The sequence below is a fragment of the Promicromonospora sp. NPDC090134 genome (assembly GCF_044746965.1).
GTDB lineage: Bacteria > Actinomycetota > Actinomycetes > Actinomycetales > Cellulomonadaceae > Promicromonospora.
The window spans coordinates 268,358-292,421 of record NZ_JBIVCZ010000005.1; the positions used below are offsets into that span (position 1 = coordinate 268,358).

A 24,064-nucleotide genomic window follows, 5' to 3' on the forward strand; every position below is an offset into this window, starting at 1 on the left:
GTCGTGACAGCGTGCCGGACCGGGAGAGCGCAGGGGGCTCGCCCGGTCCGTGCTGTCACCCCGGGTAGACCAGGCGCACCGTCTGGAGCACGTGCACGCACAGCTCGCCGGTCTCGTCGGTCACCCTGACCTCGACGAGCACCTGGCGGCTGCTCGCCCGGACCGGCACGGCCGCGGCGGTCGCCTCGCCCGTGACGGGGCGCAGGAAGTGTGTGGTGGAGTCGACGGTCGCGGGCAGCGCGCCCGGTGCGCCGTTGACCGAGGCGCAGACGGCGGCGACCCCGTCGGCGAGCCCCATCAGGGCCCCGCCGTGCAGGCCGCCGCCCACGGTGGACAGCGGCTGTGAGTACGGCAGCCGCCCGACGACGGCCTCCGGCGTGATCCGGTCGAGCTCGACGCCGAGCGTCCTGACGAACGGTGCTGCCGCATAGACGTCGTCCGCGGTCGGTGTCATGAGGTTTCCTCTCGGCTCGCGGTTGTAGAGATCTCTCTCTAGAGACGGGACTCTAACGACGTGCTGCAGTACCGTCAACGCATGGCCCGGCCCACCCACGACACCTCGACGATCCTCGACGCCGCGGGCCGGATCCTCGGCGAGGGCGGGCCGGCGAAGGTCACCATGGCGGCGGTCATCCGCGAGGCCGGCGTGCCCAGCGGGTCGCTCTACTACCGGTTCCCCGACCGGCCCGCCCTGCTCGCGGCCCTGTGGAACGGCGCGATCGAGAGCTACCACCGGGACGCCTACCCGCTGTTCGAGGGGGACCCGGTCGACGCCGCGGCCGCGCTCGCCGCGTACACCGTGCGGTGGTGCCAGGCCGAGCCCGCCCACGCGCACGCGCTCCTCGCAGGCCGTGCGCGGTTCGAGGCCGAGGCCTGGCCCGGGACCGCCCGGGACACGGAGGCGACCGAGAGCGCACGCTGGAACGACGCGATCCGTGGCCTGACCCGTCGGGTCCGTGCCGAGACCTCGGTCTCGACCACGGAGCTGCTCCTGGTCGTCGTCGACCTGCCGTACGCCGCGGTACGGCGTTACCTGAGCGCCGGCAGGCCGATCCCGGCGGACCTCGCGGACGTGGTCGCCGGGATCGTCCGGACGTCGCTGCGCTGAGCGGCTCAGTCGCCCGAGGGTGCCTCGAGCTCGAAGGTCGCCGGGTCGGTCGCGACCCCGTTGACCTGGAGCGTCACGGCGTGCGGCCCCGGGTAGTAGCGGCGCGTGGTGATCGGCCGGAACGAGTGCTCGCGGCTGAGCTCGACCTGCTCGCCCGGGGCGAGCGTCCGGGTGGTCAGCTTGAAGGTCTTGGCCGTCTGCGACCCGTTGGCCTTCCGGTGGTGCACCACGTAGTCGATGGCCAGCCGCGCCTCGTCGGCCCCGACATTGCGGACCGCGGCCGTGAACCGGACCGCGCCGCCGAAGGGCACACGGGCGACGTCGAGCACCGGCCCGGCGATCTCCAGCGTCGCCGGGCCGAACCCGAGCAGCGCGAGGGCGCCCGGGTCCCCGCGCTTGACCAGCGTGCGGAGCGCGTGCCGCACGAGGGCCGGCGTCGTGGGCGCAGGGTCCGCGAGCCAGCGCCCGGCCGTCGCGACCACGAGCTCCGGGTGGTCGCGGCTGAGGTCGTTGAGGTGGTTGGCCACCGAGCGGCGCACGTACTCGCTCTCGTCCCGGTACAGGGCGTCGAGCACCGGCACCGTCACCCCGGGGCGGGCCAGGATCTCCGGCACGCGGACCGACCAGGGCAGGTACGGGCGGGTGCCCTCGCTGGCCAGGCGGCGCACGTCGACGTCGTCCGACCCCGCCCAGGCCGTGGCCGTGGCGAGGGCGCGGTCCAGGTCGTGCCGCAGCAGGGTGCGGACGGCGAACTCCGCGGTGAGCCGGCCGGTGAGGTCGGCCAGGAGCGCCATCGCGTCGTCGAAGGCCGCGTCCGTGCCCTCCTCGACGGCCCGGGCCGCGACGGCGCTCGTGACCGGCCAGATCAGCCAGCCCCCGAACGGCTCCGTGCCGTCGCGCGCGGCGCGTACCACCGCGGCGAGGTCCGCGTAGGTACCCGGCAGGTCGGCGAGCAGCGCGTCCCGCAGGAGGTCCGCCCGCTCGCGCAGCGAGAGGTCGGCGAGCTGCCCCGCGGTCGCCGGCAGCGCCCGCAGGCCGGCGCCGGGGGCGGCCGCCCGGACCGCGCGGGTCAGGGTCGCGGCGGTGGTGTCGCTGATGAGCTCGTCGGCGAACGGCATGGGGCTCCTTGCTCGGGATGTGTCAGACGCTCAGGTCACCATGGTGACCTGAGCGTCTGACACTGCGGTTTTCGCGCGAGCTCAGGCTCTGCCCTTTGTCGCTTGAGCCTGCGGTTCCGCTGCGGGCAGGTGCCTCGTTCCTCGGCCCCTACCCTCCGCTGCACCTCCGGCTCAAGCGACAGTGGCGTCGACCGTCACCGGGATGTTGCCCCGGGTCGCGTTCGAGTACGGGCAGACCGCGTGCGCGGCCTCGACCAGGCCGTCGGCGGTGGCCTGGTCCACACCGGAGAGCTCGACGTGCAGCGCGGCGCTCAGGTTGAACGCGCCGCCGTCCGAGGGGTGGATGCTCACCTCGGCGACCACGGCGGAGTCGCTGACCGTCACCTTCTGTGCCGCGGCGACCGCCTTGAGCGCGCTGTGGAAGCACGAGGCCCAGCCCGCGGCGAACAGCTGCTCGGGGTTGGTGGCGCCGCCCGGCCCGCCCATGTCGGCAGGGATCGCCAGCTTGAGGTCCAGCAGGCCGTCGTCGCTCACCGCGCGGCCTCCCGCGCGGCCGTCGCCGGTGGACGTCGCGACGGCGGTGTAGATGCTGTCAGCCATGGGATGTGCTCCTTCTCGAGGCCGGGAACGGAACGTCCCAACAATGTAGACGAACTAGTACGTCTACATTAGCACCCGATCCAGCCGGCACAAGCGACCGACGACGAGAGCCCGCCGCCACGGCGAGGCGGCGACGGGCTCCGGTCAGGCCCGAGCGGGTGCGACTACGCGGGGGAGCTGGCGGCCTGGCTTGCGTCGATGACGGCGAAGATCGCGCGCTCCAGGGCGCTCCCGACGTGGTCGGGGTCGTCGAGGTAACCCGACAGCATGGCGCCGTCGCGCAGCATCATCAGCTCCTCGGCCGCCTGCTCGGCGTCGGCCACGCCCAGCCCGGAGGCCATCGCGGCGAAGGTCTGCCGGTACCAGGTCCGGTGCTCGGCGACCACCTTCCGCACCTCGCTTCCCGGCTCGGCGTACTCGGCCGCGGCGTTGATGAACGAGCAGCCCCGGAAGCCGGGCTTGCAGGCCTCGGTGCCGACGGTCGCGGCGAACCGGCGGAGCGCCCCGTCGTCGCCGGCCGACGCGCGCAGCTCGTCGAGCAAGCCGCGCTCACGGGCCGCCTGCCGTTCCAGGTAGGCCACCACCAGGGTGTCCTTGGTCCGGAAGTGCCGGTAGAACGTGACCTTGGTGATCCCGGCGCGCTCGATGATCTTGTCCGCGCTGACCGCCCGGATCCCGTGGGCGTAGAACAGCTCGGTGGCCGCGTCGAGGATGCGGTCCCGGGTGGATGGGGCCGGCGTCGTGCTCATGTGCGCACCTGCTTCCGTACTCGTTCCGACGGTCTGAGGAGAAGAGTCTACCCGCATGTGTACTGACGTGTTCGTCTACCTCGGCGGCCCGGACCCCGGGGTTTCCACTTCGTCGTTCCGTGGGGGAGAATGTGATCCGTGGTTATCCGGAACGCCCGATTCGTCCCGCACCACCGACCTGTGTCCGTCGCGGCCCTGCTCGCGGTCGGCGCCCTCGTCCTGGCCGGTTGTACGGTGCCGACGGCCGAGGGCGATGACGGCAAGACGGGGGAGAAGTTCCAGGTCAGGGACCCCGCCGGGCCGGCCCTGGTGCTCGACTCGACCGACCCCGCCGAGCTTGCCCTCACGGCGAGCCAGGCCTTCTTCCATGCCTCCCCGATCGCGGTCCTCGCCTCGGCGGACGACGTCGACGCGCGCGCGACCGCCGCGGCGACCGGCGCCGCCGTCACCGCGCCGGTGCTGCTGACCGACGGCGGCGTCTCGGACACCAACGTCGTGGCCGAGCTCGAGCGGCTCGGGGCGGGCACGGTCGTCGTCGTCGGCGACGAGCAGGCCGTCGCGGACGTGGGGCCCGCGGCGGGCGAGGCCGAGGTGGTCCGCTTCGACCCGGGCGCGCTGAGCGCGGCCGCCGAGGCCGCCGCCTCCGCGGGCAAGGGTGACGCGGGCCAGGGCGAGGCAGGGAAGGGCGACGCGGGTACGAAGGACGACGCCAAGGTCGAGCTGCCGACGGCGGACCGCCTGCACGCGGCCGACCTGGCCGGGCTGCGCGCGGACATCCCCGACGTCAGCGACCCGGAGCTGCTGCAGGAGGTCCTCGTCGCCGTCGACCCGAAGCCGGGGCAGGAGGCCGCCATCGGCACGGCCCTGGCGGCCGGCGCCGTGCCGGTCGAGGTGCCGGGCGGCGACGTCGCGGCCCACGCGGGCACCGTCGAGACGATCCGTGCCCTCAAGCCGCTCGGCGTGGTCGGGATCGGCGCCGAGTTCGGCGCCGCGGAGGACCTGGGCTGGCAGGTCGCGGTGGCGACGTCGGGCGCGACGCTGCCGGACGGCTCGCTGCAGCTCTTCCCGGGCCGCTACGTGTCGACGTCGTACACCGTGCCCGCCGGCATCGCGGACCCGGCGGCGGACGCCGTCCGCGCCGTGAACGCGGCCGCCACGAACGGCGAGCTGCTGGGCGGTGCGCCCCTCGTGACCGTCACGGCGAGCGTGCGGTCGAGTGCGCCGGGTGGGGACGGTGACTACGTGGACGAGCAGCCGCTGGAGCTGCTCACGCCCGCCGTCGAGGCGATCCGCGACGCCGGGCAGATCGTGCTGCTCGACGTGGCGCCCGGCGTCCAGCCGCTGGCCGCGCAGCTCGACGACCTCGAACCGCTGCTGACGCAGCCGGGCGTCGGCCTGTCCGTGCACCCCGAGTTCCGGGTCGCGGGCAACGGCGCGGAGTCGGGGTCCGTCCCCGTGGCGGAGCTCCAGGAGGTCGTGGACCGGCTCGCGAGGATCGCCACAGCGCAGGGGCTGCCGCAGATCATGCTGGAGGTGCACCAGTCCACGGCCGCGTCCGTGGTGGACCGGTCGGACCTGCGGATCCCGTCACAGGTCGCGGTGGTCTTCACCGCCGCAGGCCCGGCCGCGGGCCAGGCGACGGCCGGCGGTGTCTGGGCCGACGTCGCGAACGACCTGCCCGCCCACGCCGTGCTCGGCTGGTCCGCGCCGAGCGAGGTGCCCGCCGACGCGACCAGCATCCTGCCCACCGAACCGCTCCTGGGCCTGGTCTCCGCCGGCTGAACCTGCCAAACTGCGGGCATCCATCGGAGCGAAGGGGCCCTAACAATCGTGACCACCGTGAGCAGCGGCGCGGCCGTCGTCGCCGACGCCATCATTCCCGTACCGGTCGAGCTCGTCGCGGATGAGGGGGTGCTGGACCTCAGGTCCGTCACCGTGCACGCGCCCGACGCCGTCACCGCGCGCCTCGCGGGCGAGCTGCTCACGAGCGCGGGCGCCGCGGTCGCGGCGGGCGACGCCGTCGGGGCGGACGGCGCCGCGGCGGTCACGCTGACCGTCGACCCCGCCGCGGGTCCCGCGGGCTCCCGGAACCCCGAGCGCTACACGCTCACCGTGACCGCCGACGGGGTGTCCGTCGCGGCACCCGAGCGCTCCGGCCTGCTGCACGGCGTCCGCACCCTGCGCCAGCTCGTCAACGCGGGCCGGTTCGGCGCGGACGGCGACGGCGGGGCGGCGGAAACGCCGCTCGAGGTGCGCGCCGTCGTGGTCCGCGACGAGCCGCGGTACTCGTGGCGCGGCCTGTCGTTCGACGTGGTGCGGCACTGGTTCGGGCCGGCCGACCTGCGGGCGGTCGTGGACCTCGTGGGCTCCTACAAGATGAACCGGCTGCACCTGCACCTGTCCGACGACCAGGGCTGGCGGCTGGAGATCCCGTCGCGGCCCGCGCTCACCGAGAAGTCGTCGCAGGGCGCCGTGTCGGGCGCGACCGGTGGGTTCCTCACCGCCGACGAGTACCGCGAGCTGCAGGAGTACGCGGCCGAGCGGGAGATCGTGATCGTCCCGGAGATCGACGTACCCGGGCACGTCAACGCGGCGACCCACGCCTACGGCGAGCTCACGCCGTCGGGCGAGGCCACCGACGCCTACGACGGGATCGAGGTGGGCTTCTCGAAGCTGCACTTCGACCTGCCGACCACCGAGCCGTTCCTGCGGGACGTGTTCACCGACGTCGCGCGCATGACGCTGGGGCCGTGGGTGCACTTCGGCGGCGACGAGGTGCTGGTGATGCAGCCCGAGGAGTTCGGCCGGTTCGTGGTGCTCTGCCAGCAGATCATCACAGGCGCGGGCAAGATCCCCGTCGCCTGGCAGGAGGCGGCCGGCTCCGCGCACGGCGACCAGGCGGCGGTGGCGGCGCTGGCCGGTTCGGACGCCGGCACGGGTTCCGCGGACGACGACCCGGCGGCTCACGCAGGCGCGCCCGACAGCGAGGCGCCCGCCCTGGTCGAACCCGGCACGGTGCTCCAGTACTGGGACACCCGGCCCGACCCGGCGCCCTTCCTGCGGGCCGCGCAGGCCGGCGCGAAGTTCGTGATGTCCCCGGCCGACCGGGCCTACCTCGACATGAAGTACACGCCCGAGCACCCGCTGGGCCAGCAGTGGGCCGCGTTCGTCGAGCTGCACGACTCCTACGACTGGGACCCGGCGACCCTCGTCGAAGGGCTGCCGGAGTCGGCGATCGAGGGCGTCTCGGCCGCGGTCTGGACCGAGACCCTGCTGAACCGCGACCACCTGTTCTCGATGCTGCTGCCCCGGCTCGCGGCGGTGGCCGAGGCGGCGTGGTCGCAGCCCGGCGCCAAGGACTGGGAGTCGTTCCGGGGCCGGATCGCGGTCGAGGCCGGCGCCTGGCGGCGTGACGGCGCCAGCTACCACCCCACGCCCCAGATCGACTGGTAACCCCGTCCGTGTCAGACGTACAGGTCACGCGGGGGACCTGTCCGTCTGACATGCGCTACCTGGCGGGGCGTGCCGCCAGGGCGGCCGCGTAGAGGTCGCGCTTGGCCACGCCCGCGGCGTCGGCCACCTCGGCGACCGCGGCCTTGAGCCGCTCGCCCGCGGCGACCCGCTCGAGGACCTCGCCCACGACGTCGTCCACGCTCGCCTGCACCGCCGGGGCCCCGCCGACCACCACGCAGATCTCGCCGCGGAGCTGCTCGGCCGCGGCGCGCTCCGCGAGGTCCGCGAGCGGGCCGCGCAGCACCTCCTCGTACGTCTTGGTCAGCTCGCGCGCGACGGCGGCCGGGCGGGCGTCGCCGAACGCCGCGGCCATGGCGCCCAGCGTCTCGGCGATCCGGTGCGGTGCCTCGAAGAACACCATGGTGCGCGGCTCGGCGGTCAGCGCGGCGAGCGTCCGGGAGCGGTCGCCGGCCTTGCGCGGCAGGAACCCCTCGAACGTGAACCGGTCGGTCGGCAGGCCGGAGAGCGCCAGCGCCGTCAGCACCGCGCTCGGCCCGGGTGCGGTCGTGACCCGCAGGCCGCGCTCGATCGCCCGCTCCACGACGCGGTACCCCGGGTCGGAGACGGACGGCATGCCGGCGTCGGTCACGACCACCACGGTGCCGCCGTCGGCGACGACGTCGAGGAGCTCGTCCGCGCGGGCCGTCTCGTTGTGCTCGTGGTAGCTGGTCACCTTGCCGCGCACCTCGACCCCGAGCCGTCCGGCGAGCGCGTGCAGGCGGCGGGTGTCCTCGGCGGCCACGACGTCGGCGTCCGTCAGCAGGCGGAGCAGCCGGGGTGAGGCGTCCTCCGCGTTGCCGATCGGGGTGGCTGCCAGGACGAGAGTGCCGGCCTCGGGCGCGGGCCCGGGAACCGGGGACGAGTCGGTCATGAACCACAGGGTCCCACGCTCTATGCTGGCCCGGTGTCTCAGCAGCCTGAAGCCACCGGAGCGCATCACGCCGCAGTGCAGCAGGCCCTGCCTGGAACCTACGGGGCGCACGTGCGCCGTGAGGCGGTCGATGCCGGGATGACGCCGACGGGCTCGTTCCCCGCCGTCCCCCCGGCCGAGCCGCCGGTGCGCGACCGCCTCCTCCGCGACCTGCTGGGCGAGCGCCGGCTCGCTCTCGGCCGCCGCGCCTCGGACCGCTTCTGGGGCATCTTCGGCGCGCTGGTCGTGACGGCGATCGCTGCCGGTGCACGGCTGTACGCGCTGGGCCGCCCGGGCAAGCTGGTCTTCGACGAGACGTACTACGTCAAGGAGGGCTGGTCGCTGGCCAGCCTCGGCTTCGAGGCCGCGTGGCCCGACAAGCCCAACCCGGCGTTCGAGGCCGGCGACGTCAGCTCGTACAAGACCGACGAGGCCGAGTACGTGGTCCACCCGCCCGTCGGCAAGTGGATGATCGCCATCGGGATGCGCCTCATGGGCGGTGCGACCGACCCGATGGCCTGGCGCATCGCGAGTGCCGTGATCGGCGTGGTCGCCGTGTTCCTCCTGGTGCGGATCGCGCGGCGCATGTTCTCGTCCACGCTGCTCGGCCTGGTCGCGGGCCTGCTGCTCGCGGTCGACGGCGAGGCGATCGTGCACTCGCGCACCGGCCTGCTGGACCAGTTCCTCATGTTCTGGGTGCTCGTCGGGTTCGGCTGCCTGGTGATGGACCGCGAGTGGGCCAGACGCCGGCTTGCCGACCGGGTGGCGCAGATCGTCGAGGCCGGTGGGGCGATCGGCCGGTACGGGCCACGGCTGGGGTTCCGGTGGTGGCGGCTCGCGGCGGCCGTGTCGCTGGGCCTGGCCTGTGGCGTGAAGTGGTCGGGCCTGTACTTCGTCGCAGCGTTCGGCCTGCTCACCGTGGTCTGGGACCTCACGGCCCGCCGCACGGCCGGCATCGGGCGGTGGTGGGAGGACGCCCTGGTGGTCGACGCCGTCCCGGCCGCCCTGGTCATGCTGCCCACCGTTCTCGCGGTATACGTCGCGTCGTGGTCGGCCTGGTTCGCGCACCCGAAGTCGTACCTGCGCGACTGGGCGGTGGTGAACGGCGTGACGCCGCCGGGCTGGTGGCCGGACTGGGGCTGGGCGCAGGGCGCCTGGGAGGCAGGCCGGTCGCTGTGGGAGTACCACCACATGATGTGGGACTTCCACACCAACCTGGACTCGGACCACAACTACGCGTCGCACCCGCTCGGCTGGATCGTGCAGTGGCGGCCGACGTCGTTCTTCTGGGAGAAGTTCGCCCCGGGCCAGGGCCCGTGCCCCGCGGACTCCGCGGGCGATTGCGCCACCGCCGTCACGTCGCTCGGCAACCCGCTGCTGTGGTGGCTCGGCGCCCTCGCGATCCCCGTGGTCCTGGTGCTCGTGATCAAGTTCCGCGACTGGCGCGGCACCGCCGCCCTCGTGGGGATCGCCGCGGGCTGGCTGCCGTGGTTCCTGTACTCGTGGCCGCTCGCGGACCGCACCATCTTCACGTTCTACTCGATCGTGTTCACGCCGTTCGTGATCCTCACGCTCGTGTACGTGCTGGCGGTCGGGCTGGAACGGACGTCGCGCCGGAGCGCGGACCGGCGGATCGTGTGCTGGCTGGCCGCGGTGCTCGTGGTGCTGATCGTGGGCGTGAGCGTGCTCTACTACCCGATCTGGACGGCGATGCCGGTGCCGTACGAGTACTGGCAGCGGCTCATGGTGCTCCCGAGCTGGATCTAGCGCGGGAGTGACGGGCGGGGGCTAGAGGGCCGAGGAGTCGCGGAGGTCCACGCCCGCGGCCGTCAGCTCCTTCTCGGCGGCCGCGCCCTGCTCCGGGGAGACCGGGATCGTCAGGTCGGTCAGCACCCGGGCGTGCAGCCCGGCGCGGCGGGCGTCGAGCGCGGTGTGCTTCACGCAGTGCGACTGGACGAGGCCCACGACGTCGACGGCGGTGACCCCGGCGTCCGACAGGACCGTGGCGAGGCTGCGGCCGTGCTCGTCCGCGCCGTCGAAGCCGGAGTACCCGTGCGAGTACTGGCCCTTCAGCAGCTTGGCGTCCGGCGCGAGGTCGGCCAGCGCGGGGTGCAGCTCGGCGTTCGGTGAGCCGGCGACGCCGTGCGGCGGCCACGAGTCGACGAAGTCCGGGGTGTCGCTGAAGTGCTCGCCCGGGTCGATGTGCCAGTCCTGCGTGGTCACGACGGTCGTGTACCGGTCCCGGTGGGCGGCGGCGTAGGCGGCGACGCGGTGCGCGATCTCGTTCGCGCCCTCCGTGGCGAGCTCACCCCCCTCGCAGAACGTGGGCTGCACGTCGACGACGATGAGGGCCCGCAGCTCGGGCGAGGACTCGGCAAGGCTCATGGGACTCACTCTTCCACTGCGTGGGTGGGACGAGGTACCCCCGGGTGGTCGGTAGTTCGTCACACGATCGGCAGCCCGGACTGCCGATCACCCGACGTTCTGCCGACCGCTCCGCTCCCTGCGGTGCTTGGATGGGGGCGTGGATGTCATGGCGCTACGTCGGTGGGGGGTACGGGCACTCGTCCTGCCCGCTTCGGTGCTGGTCGCGGGGCTGGCCGGGTGTGGCGGGTCGGCCGAGCCCGGGGTGGTGTCGCCGAGCCCGACCGTGTCCTCGAGCCCGTCCGCGTCGGCGAGCGCGGCGGCGCCGTCGGGGGCGGAAGGGACGGATCCCGGGGACGGCGAGGTGACCGCCGAGACCGAGGTGGTGGCTCAGGAGCTCCCGGTCCCGTGGGGCATCGCCCCGCTGCCCGGCGGGCGGTTCCTGGTCACGATGCGGGACGACGCGGCGCTCGCCGTGGTGCACCCGAACGGCGACGTCGCACCGCTCGACGCGTCCGGCGGCGCCCAGGAGCTGGCCGACCAGACGACGCCCGGCGGCGAGGGCGGACTGCTCGGCGTGGCCGTGGACCCGGAGGACAGCGGGCCGACGTTCACCGTCTTCCTGTACCGCACCGGCGCGGAGGACAACGCCGTGCTGCGCGCCGAGCTCGACCTGGACGGCATGACGCTGCGCGACGTCACGACGATCCTCGACGGCATCCCGAGCGCGTCCAACCACAACGGCGGCCGGATCGCGCTCGGCCCGGACGGGTACCTGTACGTCGCGACCGGCGACGCCGGGAACCCCGCGAACGCGCAGGACCCGGAGTCGCTGGGCGGCAAGATCCTGCGCGTCACGACCGACGGCGAACCCGCGCCGGGCAACCCGGACCCCGGCTCGCCGGTGTGGTCCCTGGGGCACCGCAACGTGCAGGGACTGGGCTGGGACGCGAGCGGCCGGATGTTCGCGAGCGAGTTCGGGCAGAACGAGCTGGACGAGCTGAACGTGATCGAGGCGGGCGGCAACTACGGCTGGCCCGACGTCGAGGGTCCGGGGGAGCGCGCCGGGTTCGTCGACCCGGTGGCCTGGTGGCCGACGTCGGAGGCGTCGCCGTCGGGTATCGCCGTCACCGACGAGGCCGTGTACCTGGCGGCGCTGCGCGGGGAGCGGCTGTGGCGCGTGCCGCTGCTCGGCACGGCGCAGGACGTCGCCGACGGCGAGAGCCCGGGCTTCGGGGAGCCGCAGGAGCTGCTGGCCGGGGAGTACGGGCGGCTGCGCGCGGTCCAGGCCGGGGCGGACGGTGAGCTGTACGTGCTGACCGGTAACACGGACGGCCGGGGCCAGCCTGCGTCCGAGGACGGCCGGGTGGTCGACGACCGGCTGCTGCGGGTCACGCTGACACCTGCCGGGTGACCAGCGGCGGGTATCCACTGGCAGACGTCTAGGGCTGTGGATATCCTGATCGGCGGGAAGGGGCCGCGTCGTAGGCTCGAACCACTGCCGATCGAGAGGGGTGAACAGGATGTCCGCAGAACCTGGCGCGTACCGGACGGTGCCGCGCGGCTACGTCTACGCCGACCACATCCCGTACGTCACCCCGGAGTCCCTGGCCGAGCTGCGAGGGCCCAGCACGGGGGTCGTCACCGTGGGACCGCACATCGACACGAGCCTGGACCCGACGTACGACCTCGGTCGCAGAGCGCGGAAGCTGGAGCTGTACAGCGCGACCGTCCGCGACGGTTTCGTGCCGGACCACCGGGCCGTCCTGAACCGGTCCGAGCTGCTGCGGCTCTGGCCGTTCCTCAATCTTCCTGGTCGGTGCCGTGCGGTGTGGGAGTCGAAGTTCCCTGAGCTGGCTGCCAGGTCGAAGGTCACGGGAGCCGCCTGATGCTCCCGTTCCACGAGCGCCTCGCCACGATCGGCCTGGAGGCGCTGGAGGGTTATGGCTTCGCGTTGGCCGGCGGTTACGCGATCTCCGCGAACGGCATCGGCGACCGGCCGTCCAACGACGTGGACCTGTTCACGAACGTGTTCGAGCCCGATGTCTTCGTGGTCTCGGTGGCGAAGCTTCGTGCGGCGTTCCTGGCCGCCGGCCTGGACGTGCGTGACAACTTGATCGGGCGGACGTTCGCCGACGTCAACGTCACCGATCCCGTCACGGGCGAGTCGAGCGACGTCCAGATCGGCGCGAACTACCGCGCGTTCCAGCCCTCGCGGCTGGCTGTCGGGCCGGTGCTCGACGTCCGCGACGCAGTCGCCGGGAAGATGAGCGCCCTGTGGTCCAGGGGTGAGACGCGTGACTTCATCGACATCGACGCGGTGGTGGGTTCCGGGCGCTTCACCCGTGACGAGGTCCTGGCGATCGGGGACGAGCAGGAGTCGCTGCCGTTCGACCGGGCGATGCTGGCGGATCGTTTCCGATCGGTCCAGGACAAGAGCCCGGAGTCGTTCGAGGCGTACGAGGTGGGCGAGGACGGGCGCAAGGAGATCGTCGGCCGCTTCCTCGACTGGGCCGACGAGATCGACCCCGCCGTCGTCCGCTGAGCGCGCCGCCACGGCGCCCCGGGCGCAGCGATCGGGCTGGACCGCGCACCTACGATGGACCCATGCCGGAAGCCGAGAAGACCTTCTACCTCACGACGCCGATCTACTACGTGAACGATGCCCCGCACATCGGGCACGCGTACACGACGGTCGCCGCAGATGTCGTGACGCGCTGGCACCGTCAGCGCCAGGAGAACGTCTGGTTCCTCACCGGCACGGACGAGCACGGCGAGAAGGTGCTGCGCACCGCCGAGTCCCACGGCGTGACCCCGCAGGACTGGGCGGACCGGCTGGTCGAGACGGCATGGAAGCCTGTGCTCGAGACCCTCGACGTGCGCAACGACGACTTCATCCGGACGACGGAGGAGCGGCACGAGACCGCCGTGCAGGCGTTCCTCCAGGGCCTCTACGACAAGGGCGAGATCTACGAGGGCTCCTACGAGGGGCCGTACTGCGTGGACTGCGAGGAGTACAAGCTCCCGGGCGACCTGCTCGACGGCACGGGGGAGTACGAGGGGCAGAAGGTGTGCTCCATCCACGGCAGGCCCGTCGAGATGCTCTCCGAGCAGAACTACTTCTTCAAGATGAGCGGGTACGCGGAGCGGCTGCTCGCGCTCTACGAGGAGCACCCCGAGTTCGTGCAGCCGGCGTCGGCCCGCAACGAGGTCGTGAGCTTCGTGAAGCAGGGGCTGCAGGACCTCTCGATCTCGCGCTCGACGTTCGACTGGGGCGTGCCGATCCCGTGGGACTCCTCCCATGTGCTCTACGTCTGGTTCGACGCGCTCCTGAACTACGCCACGGCCGTGGGCCTCGACAGCGACGACCCGGAGCGCAAGGAGCAGTTCGCCCGGACGTGGCCGGCTGACGTGCATCTCGTGGGCAAGGACATCCTGCGGTTCCACGCGGTGATCTGGCCGGCGATGCTCATGGCCGCCGGCCTGCCGCTGCCCAGGACCGTGTTCGCGCACGGCTGGCTCCTGGTGGGCGGCGAGAAGATGAGCAAGTCCAAGCTCACCGGCATCGCGCCGTCCGACATCATCGACACCTTCGGCTCGGACGCGTTCCGCTACTACTTCATGCGCACCATCGCGTTCGGCGGCGACGGCTCGTTCTCGTGGGAGGACATGACCGCCCGCTACAACGGCGAGCTCGCCAACGGGTTCGGCAACCTCGCGTCCCGGACCGCCGCGATGATCGGCAAGTACTTCGGCGGTTCGCTGCCCGCCCCGGGCGCCCTCACCGACGCCGAGACCGGGCTCGCCCGGGTGGCGGCCCAGGCCGTGGCCGACGCCGAGGCGGCGATCGACCGGCTCGCCATCCACGACGCGGTCTCCGCGGTCTGGACGCTCGTGGACGCCACGAACGGGTACCTCGCCGAGACACAGCCCTGGAAGCTCGCCAAGGAGCCGGGCGAGACCGACGAGGCCGGCGCGGGGGTGGACGGCGGCCGCCTCGCGACGTCGCTCGTCACCGCGACGGAGGCGCTGCGGTCGCTCGCGGTGCTCCTCAACCCGATCACGCCGAAGGCGGCGGCCGGGCTCTGGGAGCTGCTCGGCGCGGAGGCCTCGCTCGGGACGCTCGACGCCCAGCCGCTCGGCGGCGCGGCGACGTTCGGGGCGCTCCCCGTGGGGACCACCGTGACCAAGGGCGCGGCCCTGTTCCCGCGCCTCGACGACACGGCGGCCTGAGCCCGGCGATGGCGAAGCGCACACGCGAGCGCGGGTTCCCGGCCGCCCCCGAGCCGCTGCCGGTCCCGGTCGTGGACAACCACACGCATCTCGACCACATCGCCGCCGTGCTCCCCGGCACGGCGCCGGAGGGCGAGCGGGGCGACTGGCCGCCGTCCGCCACCGACCACCTGGACCGGGCCTCGGCCGCGGGCGTGGACCGGGTGGTCCAGGTGGGCTGCGACCTGCCGTCGGCGCGCTGGACCGACGCCCTCGTCCGCCAGGACGCGCGGGTGCTGGGCGCCGTCGCCATCCATCCCAACGAGGCCACCCTGCACGCGGGCATCGACGAGGTGGGGCCCGACGGACTCACGCCCGAGCCGGAGGAGCGGCACGCGGTGGGGCTGGACGACGCCGTCGCCGAGATCGCCGACCTGGCCAAGGGCAACGACCGCATCCGCGCGATCGGCGAGACGGGCATGGACCTGTTCCGCACGGGCCCGCGCGGCGAGCGGGCGCAGCGGGACGCCTTCCGCGCGCACATCGCGCTGGCCAAGGAGCTGGGCCTGGCCCTGCAGATCCACGACCGCGACGCGCACGCCCAGGTCATCGAGGTCCTGCTGGCCGACGGCGCGCCCGAGCGCACCGTCTTCCACTGCTACAGCGGCGACGCCGAGATGGCCCGCGTCTGCGCCGAGCACGGCTGGTACCTGTCGTTCGCCGGACCGGTCACGTTCAAGGCCAACGACCACCTGCGCGCGGCCCTGGCCGTGGCGCCGCGTGAGCTGATCCTCCTGGAGACCGATGCCCCGTACCTCACGCCGCACCCGTACCGGGGGCAGCCGAACGCCCCGTTCGCGGCGGCCCACACGGTGCGCGGCATGGCGGCCCACCTGGGGGAAGACCTCGCGGTGCTGTGCGCCGACATCGGTGCCAACTCGGAGCGCGTCTACGGCACCTGGTAAGAATGGCGCATTGGGCGGAAGAAAGCGGCATTTGATTTCATATCCCCACGCCTTTTGCTGCGAGGTTTGTTCCGTTACGGTCTGGTGCTCGTGGTGAGGTACGCACGGCCGTGGCTCGCGAGCAGACCGGCCCGCTGGCTGGTTCGTGGTGCCGTCGTCGGCGTGCTCGTCGGCGTCGCCGGCATGTACACGGCCAACGCGACGACCCTGACGATCGACTACAACGGCGACGTCCGCACGCTCGGCGTCTACGGCGACACGGTCGCCGAGGCGCTGGCGTCGCAGCACATCGAGCTGCAGCCCGACGACGTGGTGCAGCCGTCCGCCACGTCCGGTGTCGGCACCGGCAACACCGTGGTGGTCCGCACCAGCCGGAACGTCACGGTCGAGCTCGACGGCCAGGTGATCACGCTGCGCACCACCGCGGGCACGGTCGGCGAGCTGCTGGCGGCTCTCGGGCCGCGTGGCGACGGCGCCCTCGCCACGGCCTCCCGGACCACGCAGCTCGACCGCGACCCGGTCCGGTTCTCCACGGTCAAGAAGGTCAACATCGCCGTGGACGGCTCGGTGCTGGAGTTCAGCACCACCCGGTCGACGGTGCGCTCCGTGTTCGACGAGGCCGGGATCGCGCTGGCCGACGGCGACGTCACGTCCGTGCCGCTCGACGCCGCCGCCGTGGACGGGATGATCATCATGGTCAGCCGCGACGCGTCGTCGTCGCGCACGGTGACCGAGGTGGTGCCGTTCGAGACCGAGACGGTCGAGGACTCCAGCCTCCCCGAGGGCTACGAGTCGATCCGCACCGCCGGCGTCGCCGGTGAGGCGAAAGTGACGTACGAGGTCAAGACGGTGGGCGGCGCCGTGGTCGAGCGCACCGTGGTGGACCGCAAGGTCACTCGTGAGCCCGTGAACGAGGTGCTCGTGGTGGGGACCATGGACGTGGCCACCGCGCCCGTGGACCCGGGCTCCGCGCGGGCCCTGGGCCAGGCGATGGCCGCCGAGCGCGGCTGGGGCGCCGACGAGTTCTCCTGCCTGGACCAGCTCTGGCAGAAGGAGAGCGGCTGGCGCTGGAACGCCGACAACCCCAGCAGCCAGGCGTACGGCATCGCCCAGGCGAACCCGGGCTCCAAGATGGCCACGGTCGGCAGCGACTGGCTCACCAACCCGGCCACCCAGATCGAGTGGGGACTGGGCTACATCTCCGGTCGCTACGGCACACCGTGCGGTGCGTGGGCGCACTCGGTGGAGATCGGCTGGTACTGAGCGGGGCGTTTTTCACCCTGGAACATTTGGGATATTTAAGGATCTATCCCGACCTTTCCAAGGTGTATTTCGCGGATAGGCTTGCATTTGATAACGGCAGGGTTACGGTCTCTGGGACCGCCGGATCGGCCGGTCGGGCCCGCGCCCCCGCGCGGGAGGTGCGTGCGACTCGTACCGTCCCGGCCTCCGTGCCCGGACCGCGCGAGGACTGGACCCGCGTGTCATCTCCCCACCCAGCTCAGGGCATCCCCAGCGAACTGCCCCCCACCCCTGAGGCCGGCTCCGACGTCGGCATCACCGAGATCTTCGAACCGCCGACAACGGTTCACCCCCTCACCCCGCCGGACCCCCAGCCGGCCCCGCCCCGTAAGCGCCACCGCAGAGCCGCCCTCCTCGCAGGGGCCGCGGCCATCGCGGTCGCCGGCGCCGGTGGCATCACCGCCTACGGTTCGGCCCACAAGACCGTCACGCTGGACGTGGACGGCAAGGTCACGACCGTCGAGACCTTCCAGGGCGACGTCGCCGGCCTCCTGGCCGACGAGGACGTCGACGTCACCGACCGCGACGCGGTGACGCCCGGGGGCACCCTCCGGGACGGCGGCACGGTCGTGGTCCGCTACGGCCACCAGGTCACCCTGCAGGCCGACGGCGAGCGGCGCACGACGTGGGTCACCGCGCTCGACGCCGACGAGGCGCTCGCCACGCTCTCCCAGCGGGCCGGCGACGTCGCGCTGGTCCCGTCCCGCTCCGGCGGCCGCGTGACCCTCCCGTTGCGGCTCGACGCCGACAGCCCGGTGAACCTGGTCGTCGGCGGCAAGAGCCAGCGGGTGGCCGACGGTGCCGCGCAGCTCGACGACCTGCTCGCCGAGCACGACGTCGCGGTCGACGCGGACGACCGGGTCACCGTCGAGAGGTCGGACGGCGCGTCCGACGCGTCGGCGGACCCGGGCGTCGCGACGCTGTCCGTCGTCGTCGAGAAGGTCCGGAGCTCGGTCCAGAAGACCGTCACCCGGCTGTCGTTCGACAAGGTGCGGACCGCGGACCCGGACCGGTACGAGGACCTCGACCCGTACGTGGCGACCGAGGGTGTCGTGGGCAAGCGCGTCACGACCTGGGACGTCACGACCGTGGACGGCGAGGTCGTGAAGCGGGACAAGCGCACCTCGAAGGTCGAGCGCAAGCCCGTCGACCAGGTGACCGTGTACGGGACCAAGGACCGGCCGGCACCGAAGCCCGAACCGGAGCCGGAACCGGAACCGCAACCCGTCGCGAAGGAGCCGGCCCAGCAGGCCGCGCCCGAGCCGGAGGCCGACGTGGTGGCGACCGGCGGCGTCTGGGCCCAGCTCGCGCAGTGCGAGTCGGGCGGCGATCCCACCACCAACACGGGCAACGGCTACTACGGCCTGTACCAGTTCTCGCAGCAGACCTGGGTGGCGATGGGCGGTTCAGGCCTCCCGTCGGACGCCTCGGCCGCCGAGCAGACCATGCGGGCCCAGAAGCTCCAGGCGCAGTCCGGCTGGGGACAGTGGCCCGGCTGTGCCGCGAAGCTCGGCCTGCTCTGACCCCTCCCGACATGTCAGACGTACAGGTCACCCGAGTGGCCTGTGCGTCTGACACGGGGAGTGAGTTGGACGGTTGTCCTAGACGAGTGAGCGATAACACAGCCTGAAAGCACCGAGAAACTTGGCCGGACGATAACGGATCAGTTACGTTCGGTTGTCCTCGCTGGCGGGAGGGCGCGAAGTGGTGTAGGCCACAGCGCCCGAACAGTGGCAGGGCAGCGCTGAGAACGGAACCTCGTGATCAGTGCGAGACCGCCGGATCGGCCGGTCGAGACCGCGACGGCTCGCAAGAGTCGCCAGGCCCCCAGGCCGAATCGTGGTGGGGACGCTCGCGCGAGCGCGTGGCCCCTGGCTCGCCGCCCGTGCCCGGGACGTCCGACGACTGGACACGAGTGAACCCCCGTTCTGAGCAGCAGAGTTCTGGCTCCATCCCCAGCATCAACTCAGAGTCCGAGGCCCCCGACCCTCAGACGACCCTCTCGAAGCGTCGCCGTCGCTGGCCCCTGATCGCCGGCCTCGCAGCCGTGGCGATCGCCGCTTCCGGCTCCGTCGCCTTCGCGGAGGCGCGCAAGACCGTCACGCTCGACGTCGACGGCAGCACCAAGACCATCACCACCTACTCCGGTTCCGTGCAGGGCATGCTCGAGTCGCAGGGCGTCCGTCTGGGCGAGCGCGACGTCGTCGCCCCCGGCACCGACGCGAAGCTGTCCGACGGCGACCAGGTGGTCGTCCGCTACGCCCGCCAGGTCACCATGTCCGACGGCGGCGACGAGCGCGACGTCTGGGTCACCGTGACCGATGCCGCTGAGGCGCTGACGACCCTCGCCGAGCGCGGCGGCGACGTCTCCCTGGTGGCGTCCCGCTCCGGCGACCGTGCCTCGCTCCCGCTCCGCCTGAACGACGACGGCCCCGTCGCCGTGGTGGCGGACGGCAAGACGCGCGTGGTCGAGGACCGCGCCGACGGCGTCGACAGCGTGCTCAACGGCCTGAAGGTCGAGCTCGACAAGGACGACCTCGTGAACATCGTGCCGGTGGCCACCCTGGCCGAGGACAAAGCGATCGACGCGAAGTCGGCCAAGTCCGCCACGAAGGCCGGTGCCGACGTCGCCGTCCAGGTGCAGCGGGTCGAGACCAAGAAGGTCACACAGCGGTTCGACCTGGACCACGACACGAAGACCGTCCAGGACAAGGACCGCTACACGGACGAGGGAGACCACGTCCGCACCGCGGGCAGGGACGGCGTGCGCACGCGCATCGTCCAGCTCCGTACGGTCGACGGCGAGGTCGTCGCCCGCAAGGAGCTCTCGAACAAGGTGACCAAGAAGCCGGTCACCCGCGTGATCGTCGAGGGCACCAAGGAACGCCCGGTGGAGAAGAAGGCCACCGTCGAGGCGACCAGCACCGGGAGCAGCACCCCGGCGCCGTCCGGCTCGGTCAAGGAGATCGGCCAGCAGCTGGCCGCCGCCCGCGGCTGGACCGGCTCGGAGTGGACCTGCCTCGAGTCCCTCTGGGAGCGCGAGTCCGGCTGGAACTACCAGGCGGCCAACCCGTCGTCGGGCGCTTACGGCATCCCGCAGGCGCTGCCGGGCTCCAAGATGGGCTCGGCGGGCTCGGACTGGGCCACCAACCCGGCCACGCAGATCAAGTGGGGCCTCGGCTACATCGCGGACCGCTACGGCACGCCGTGCGGTGCGTGGGGCCACTCGGAGTCGGTGGGTTGGTACTGACAGAGCCATGGTCGCTCTCGTGCTCCGCGCCCTCTCCGGCGGGACTTGCTTCGCCGCGTCCCACCTCCGAGTACGCTCCGCACGAACGCTCCAGTTAGGCTCACCTGCATGAACGACACCTCAAGCGCCCTGCTCGGTCCCGCGGAGATCCGCGACCTGGCAGGGCGCTTGGGCGTCCGGCCAACGAAGACGCTCGGCCAGAACTTCCTGCACGACGGCGGCACCGTCCGCAAGATCGTGCGCACCGCGGGGCTCCGGCCCGGCGAGCGGGTGGTCGAGGTCGGGCCCGGGCTGGGCTCCCTGACGCTGGGCCTCGTGGAGGCCGGCGCCTCCGTCGTGGCGATCGAGATCGACCCGGTCCTGGCCGGGCAGATCGCCGACACCGTGCGGACCCGGGTCCCGGGCGCCGACTTCGAGGTGGTGCTCTCCGACGCGCTGGACGTCACCGCGCTGCCCGGTGAGCCGCCGACGGCGCTCGTCGCGAACCTCCCGTACAACGTGGCCGTCCCGGTGCTGCTCACCATGCTGCAACGGTTCGCCTCGCTCGAACGCGTGCTCGTGATGGTGCAGGCCGAGGTGGCCGACCGGATCGCCGCCGTCCCGGGCTCCAAGATCTACGGCATCCCGTCGGTGAAGGCCGCGTGGTACGCGTCGGCCCGCCGCGCCGGGACCATCGGGCGCAACGTCTTCTGGCCCGCGCCCAACGTCGACTCCGCGCTCGTCTACCTCGAGCGGCGCGACCCGCCCTCGACCACCGCCTCGCGCGAGCAGGTGTTCGCCGTCGTGGACGCCGCGTTCGCGCAGCGCCGCAAGACGCTGCGCGCCGCCCTGTCCGGCGTGTTCGGCTCCGGCGTCGCCGCCGAGACGGCGCTCCGGGCCGCCGGCGTGGACCCGGGCGCCCGGGGTGAGACGCTCGTGGTCGAGCAGTTCGCGCGCATCGCGGAGCAGCTCCCCGACCTGCCGGACACCCAGGTCACCGGGGTGACCCCTGCGTCCGGCACCGCAGAGCAGGAGGGGGACGAGTGATCCCGCGTCTCGCAGCGGCCCCGCCGCCGTCGGTCCGGGTCCGCGCGCCCGGCAAGGTCAACCTCGGGCTGCGTGTCGGTCCCGTCGGCGACGACGGCTACCACCCGCTCGCGACGATCTTCCAGGCCGTCTCCCTGTTCGAGGAGGTGACGGCGACCCAGGTGGCACCCGGCGCCGGCATCTCGCTGACGGTCTCGGGCCCGCAGGCCGACGTCGTCCCGACCGACGAGACCAACCTCGCGTGGCGTGCCGCTGCGCTGCTGGCCGAGCGCACGGGCCTGCCCGCCGACGTCCAGCTCCACCTCACCAAGGGTGTGCCGGTCGCCGGCGGCATGGCGGGCGGGTCCGCCGACGCCGCCGCCGCGCTCGTGGCCTGCGACGCCCTCTGGGAGGCCGGCATACCCCGCCCGGACCTCGTGGAGCTGGCCGCCGAGCTCGGTGCGGACGTGCCGTTCTCGCTGCTGGGGCACACTGCCGTCGGCACGGGCCGGGGCGACCTGCTCACGCCCGCGATGACCCGTGGCGAGTTCCACTGGTGCTTCGCGACGCAGCGGGAGGGCCTCTCGACGCCCACCGTGTTCCGCCGGTTCGACGAGCTCGCCGGCCCGTCGACGCCGCGCGTGGCCCCCACCGACGACACGGCGATCATGCACGCGCTGCGCGCCGGTGACGCGGTGGCGCTCGGCAAGGCGCTGCACAACGACCTGGAGGGTCCGGCGCTCGACCTGCGGCCCGAGCTCGCCGGCGTGCTGGAGGTCGCCACGGAGTCCGGCGCGCTGGGCGTCGTCGTGTCCGGGTCCGGCCCCACGGTCGCCGCGCTCGGCCGGTCCCGGCAGCACGCGCTGGCGCTGGGCGCGGCGTGGACGGCGGCCGACGTCGTCGACGCGGTCTGGTGTGCTACCGGGCCCGCCCCGGGCACGCAGATCGTGACCCCGATGCGCGCCTGAGCGCGCACCGGGTCAGTACGCGACCTGCGGCACGAAGACGTTCGTCAGGTGCGTGTGCCGCGTGACCCAGCGGGTGCGCCGCGTCGCCAGGTTGCTCTCGGCGGTCAGGACGCACTCGACCACCCGCTCCACGGTGCCCGTCATGGCGCTGAGCGCCAGGGCGGCGTTGCGGCCCCACTCCTCCAGCAGCACCTGGGCGCCCGCGCCCTGCGTGAGCTGCAGCGGGGTGCTCGCCCGGCGGGCGAACGCGACCAGGGAGTCCTTGTGCGCCGCCGGGATGTCGCCCTCGACCAGGGCGCACGCGAGGTCGGGCAGCAGGCCGGCCGCGGCGACGGCCGCCGCCGCGACCGGGCCCGTGCCGAGCACCGCGATGCGCGACGGGTCCACGCTCGCCAGCGTGCGCAGGGCCTGCACCGCCCGGACCGCGTCGGTGAAGACGCCGCGGTTGTACGGGTCGTCCAGGTCGTCCTGCGGCACCTCGACGACCAGGTGGGCGAACCCGCCGGACGCGAGCCACTCCAGGTCGCGCGCCGCGGCCTTGCCGGCCGGGCGCAGCTCGACCAGGCCGGGCAGCGTCGCGGCGGCCCCGACCGGCATGACGAGCCAGCCCGTCACCGGGCGGCCCTCGAAACCGGCGAACGTCACGGTCTCCGCGTTGAGGTCCCGCGAGCGGGCGAACGTCGCGGTCAGGACCGGCGCGACCTCGATGTCCCGGTGCGCGGCGAGGTTCGCCGCCCAGAACGCGTCGAAGTCCGTGGGCTCGTCGGTGGCGGGCGGAGCAGCCGGTGCCACCGTGACGAGCGGCAGGTCGTACTCGGGCACGGGCGGTACCTCCGGGTCTTGGGCGTGCGCTCGGAGCGTACCGCCCGTGTCCGACAGTCCGGACGCCGGTCCACGACCCCCGGCCGTCAGATGATCTTGTTCAGCCATGCGAGCTTGCGCGGGAAGCGGTAGTCGCCGCCACCCTCGTGGTTGTTGTACGGGTAGACGTCGATCTCCTTGCTCACCGCGCCGGCCCCGCCCGGGCCCCAGCCGTTGTACGCCGCGTACACCGTGGACGGCGGGCACGTGGCGTCCATGAGCGCCACCGAGAACAGCGTCGCCGCGCGGGCGCGCCGGGCGAACGACACCCCGTCCAGGTAGGAGAAGGTGCGCCAGACCTGCTCCTCGACCGCCGGGTCGCGGTGCACGGAGAGGTACCGGGTGATCTCGTTGTACGGCAGGTTGTCCGTGATCTGCACGGCGCGGCGGTAGTGGCTCAGGAACGGCACGTCCGGCATGGCGGCCACGACGTCGGGCACGAGGCCCGCGACCGCGATGGTGATGCCGCCGCCCTGGCTGCCGCCGCTCAGCGCCACCCGCGCCGGGTCCAGGCCCGGGATCGCGCGTACCGCGTCCACGGCGCGGGCGCCGTCGGTGAAGACGCGGCGGTAGTAGTGGTCGTGCGGGTCGCGCACGCCGCGCGTCATGAACCCGGGGGACGCGGGGCCCGACCCCACCGGGTCCGCCGTGTCCCCGCCCGCGCCCCAGCCCGACCCCTGGCCGCGCGTGTCCATCATGAGGTGCGCGTAGCCCGCGGCGGCCCACTGGATGCGCTCGTGCGGCAGGCCCCGCCCGCCGCCGTAGCCCTGGTACTCGACCACGACGGGCAGGTCGCCCGGCGCGTGCGCGGGACGCGTCAGCCACGCCTTGACCGGGTGCCCGCCGAAACCGGCGAACGTGACGTCGTCGACCAGGATCTCGGTGAGCCCCACGTCGATGCGCTCCACCTGCGGCGCGTCGTCGAACGTGCGGGCCTCGGCCAGGGTGGTCGACCAGAACTCGTCGAAGTCGGCGGGCTCGTCGACCTCCGGGGTGTACTTCTCGAGTTCGGGCAGCGGCATGTCGAACTGGGCCACGTGGATGCTCCTCGGCGTCGTCTTGTGCTGTGCCGGTGGCGAAGTCTTTCCTGTGCGGTCGCCGTCGGCCGGGGTGAGCGTAGCGCGCGACTACCCTTGGTA

At 73.0% G+C, this 24,064-nt stretch carries 22 protein-coding genes; 14 read left to right on the plus strand and 8 right to left on the minus strand.

Annotation, left to right across the window (positions count from 1 at the left end; genetic code table 11):
- Window positions 1-55: 55 nt before the first annotated feature.
- Window positions 56-454 (minus strand): PaaI family thioesterase, encoded by a 399-nt coding sequence (locus tag ACIPN7_RS15915; protein WP_400543904.1) that lies wholly within the window; start codon window positions 452-454, stop codon window positions 56-58.
- A gap of 81 nt (window positions 455-535) precedes the next feature.
- On the opposite strand from ACIPN7_RS15915, the gene ACIPN7_RS15920 reads away from it, so the two are divergent.
- On the plus strand, window positions 536-1,108 hold the full coding sequence (locus ACIPN7_RS15920; RefSeq protein WP_400543907.1) for a TetR/AcrR family transcriptional regulator: 573 nt from the start codon (window positions 536-538) through the stop codon (window positions 1,106-1,108).
- A 5-nt stretch (window positions 1,109-1,113) separates the two neighbouring features.
- Here the strand turns inward: ACIPN7_RS15920 and ACIPN7_RS15925 are convergent, their stop codons facing one another.
- From ACIPN7_RS15925 to ACIPN7_RS15935, 3 genes are all read right to left on the minus strand, one after another.
- On the minus strand, window positions 1,114-2,226 hold the full coding sequence (locus tag ACIPN7_RS15925; RefSeq protein WP_400543910.1) for a DNA alkylation repair protein: 1,113 nt from the start codon (window positions 2,224-2,226) through the stop codon (window positions 1,114-1,116).
- 171 nt (window positions 2,227-2,397) lie between these two features.
- Window positions 2,398-2,826, minus strand: a complete 429-nt coding sequence (locus ACIPN7_RS15930) for an organic hydroperoxide resistance protein (RefSeq protein ID WP_400543913.1) — start codon at window positions 2,824-2,826, stop codon at window positions 2,398-2,400.
- A 164-nt stretch (window positions 2,827-2,990) separates the two neighbouring features.
- Window positions 2,991-3,575, minus strand: coding sequence for a TetR/AcrR family transcriptional regulator (locus ACIPN7_RS15935; protein WP_400543916.1), 585 nt, complete (start codon window positions 3,573-3,575; stop codon window positions 2,991-2,993).
- 138 nt (window positions 3,576-3,713) lie between these two features.
- Between ACIPN7_RS15935 and ACIPN7_RS15940 the strand changes: the two genes are divergently transcribed.
- The gene (locus ACIPN7_RS15940) at window positions 3,714-5,357 is read left to right on the plus strand and encodes a hypothetical protein (protein WP_400543919.1); all 1,644 of its coding nucleotides are present in this window, start codon (window positions 3,714-3,716) and stop codon (window positions 5,355-5,357) included.
- Between the two features lie 48 nt (window positions 5,358-5,405).
- Window positions 5,406-7,028 (plus strand): family 20 glycosylhydrolase, encoded by a 1,623-nt coding sequence (locus tag ACIPN7_RS15945; protein ID WP_400543922.1) that lies wholly within the window; start codon window positions 5,406-5,408, stop codon window positions 7,026-7,028.
- Window positions 7,029-7,083: 55 nt separating this feature from the next.
- On the opposite strand, the gene rsmI is transcribed toward ACIPN7_RS15945, so the two are convergent.
- Window positions 7,084-7,959 (minus strand): 16S rRNA (cytidine(1402)-2'-O)-methyltransferase, encoded by an 876-nt coding sequence (rsmI, locus tag ACIPN7_RS15950; RefSeq protein ID WP_400543925.1) that lies wholly within the window; start codon window positions 7,957-7,959, stop codon window positions 7,084-7,086.
- A 33-nt stretch (window positions 7,960-7,992) separates the two neighbouring features.
- Here rsmI and ACIPN7_RS15955 point away from each other — a divergent pair, with 33 nt between their 5' ends.
- Window positions 7,993-9,765 (plus strand): dolichyl-phosphate-mannose--protein mannosyltransferase, encoded by a 1,773-nt coding sequence (locus ACIPN7_RS15955; RefSeq protein ID WP_400543928.1) that lies wholly within the window; start codon window positions 7,993-7,995, stop codon window positions 9,763-9,765.
- Between the two features lie 21 nt (window positions 9,766-9,786).
- Here the strand turns inward: ACIPN7_RS15955 and ACIPN7_RS15960 are convergent, their stop codons facing one another.
- A complete protein-coding gene (locus ACIPN7_RS15960) occupies window positions 9,787-10,383 on the minus strand; it encodes an isochorismatase family protein (RefSeq protein ID WP_400543931.1) in 597 nt (198 codons plus the stop codon).
- A 148-nt stretch (window positions 10,384-10,531) separates the two neighbouring features.
- On the opposite strand from ACIPN7_RS15960, the gene ACIPN7_RS15965 reads away from it, so the two are divergent.
- The 10 genes from ACIPN7_RS15965 (at window position 10,532) to ACIPN7_RS16010 (ending at window position 22,064) form a co-directional block, all read left to right on the plus strand.
- On the plus strand, window positions 10,532-11,776 hold the full coding sequence (locus ACIPN7_RS15965) for a PQQ-dependent sugar dehydrogenase (RefSeq protein ID WP_400544398.1): 1,245 nt from the start codon (window positions 10,532-10,534) through the stop codon (window positions 11,774-11,776).
- 109 nt (window positions 11,777-11,885) lie between these two features.
- Window positions 11,886-12,251: a hypothetical protein gene (locus ACIPN7_RS15970; RefSeq protein ID WP_400543934.1), complete on the plus strand. Its 366-nt coding sequence runs from the start codon at window positions 11,886-11,888 to the stop codon at window positions 12,249-12,251.
- A complete protein-coding gene (locus ACIPN7_RS15975; protein WP_400543937.1) occupies window positions 12,251-12,907 on the plus strand; it encodes a nucleotidyl transferase AbiEii/AbiGii toxin family protein in 657 nt (218 codons plus the stop codon). The genes ACIPN7_RS15970 and ACIPN7_RS15975 overlap by 1 nt, the downstream gene beginning before the upstream one ends.
- Window positions 12,908-12,969: 62 nt before the next feature.
- Window positions 12,970-14,595 (plus strand): methionine--tRNA ligase, encoded by a 1,626-nt coding sequence (metG, locus tag ACIPN7_RS15980; RefSeq protein ID WP_400543939.1) that lies wholly within the window; start codon window positions 12,970-12,972, stop codon window positions 14,593-14,595.
- Window positions 14,596-14,603: 8 nt separating this feature from the next.
- Window positions 14,604-15,539, plus strand: a complete 936-nt coding sequence (locus tag ACIPN7_RS15985) for a TatD family hydrolase (RefSeq protein ID WP_400543942.1) — start codon at window positions 14,604-14,606, stop codon at window positions 15,537-15,539.
- 93 nt (window positions 15,540-15,632) lie between these two features.
- Entirely contained in the window at window positions 15,633-16,802 is a 1,170-nt protein-coding gene (locus tag ACIPN7_RS15990; RefSeq protein WP_400543945.1) for a ubiquitin-like domain-containing protein, read from the plus strand.
- Between the two features lie 218 nt (window positions 16,803-17,020).
- Window positions 17,021-18,364, plus strand: a complete 1,344-nt coding sequence (locus tag ACIPN7_RS15995; protein WP_400543948.1) for a transglycosylase family protein — start codon at window positions 17,021-17,023, stop codon at window positions 18,362-18,364.
- 524 nt (window positions 18,365-18,888) lie between these two features.
- Entirely contained in the window at window positions 18,889-20,091 is a 1,203-nt protein-coding gene (locus ACIPN7_RS16000; protein WP_400543951.1) for a ubiquitin-like domain-containing protein, read from the plus strand.
- A gap of 108 nt (window positions 20,092-20,199) precedes the next feature.
- Window positions 20,200-21,117, plus strand: coding sequence for a 16S rRNA (adenine(1518)-N(6)/adenine(1519)-N(6))-dimethyltransferase RsmA (gene rsmA, locus ACIPN7_RS16005; RefSeq protein WP_400543954.1), 918 nt, complete (start codon window positions 20,200-20,202; stop codon window positions 21,115-21,117).
- A complete protein-coding gene (locus ACIPN7_RS16010; RefSeq protein ID WP_400543957.1) occupies window positions 21,114-22,064 on the plus strand; it encodes a 4-(cytidine 5'-diphospho)-2-C-methyl-D-erythritol kinase in 951 nt (316 codons plus the stop codon). Before rsmA ends, ACIPN7_RS16010 begins: the two co-directional genes overlap by 4 nt.
- A gap of 12 nt (window positions 22,065-22,076) precedes the next feature.
- Here ACIPN7_RS16010 and ACIPN7_RS16015 read toward each other — a convergent pair whose 3' ends face one another.
- On the minus strand, window positions 22,077-22,886 hold the full coding sequence (locus ACIPN7_RS16015; protein ID WP_400543960.1) for an acetylxylan esterase: 810 nt from the start codon (window positions 22,884-22,886) through the stop codon (window positions 22,077-22,079).
- A gap of 86 nt (window positions 22,887-22,972) precedes the next feature.
- Window positions 22,973-23,962: an acetylxylan esterase gene (locus ACIPN7_RS16020; protein ID WP_400543963.1), complete on the minus strand. Its 990-nt coding sequence runs from the start codon at window positions 23,960-23,962 to the stop codon at window positions 22,973-22,975.
- Between the last annotated feature and the right edge of the window lie 102 nt (window positions 23,963-24,064).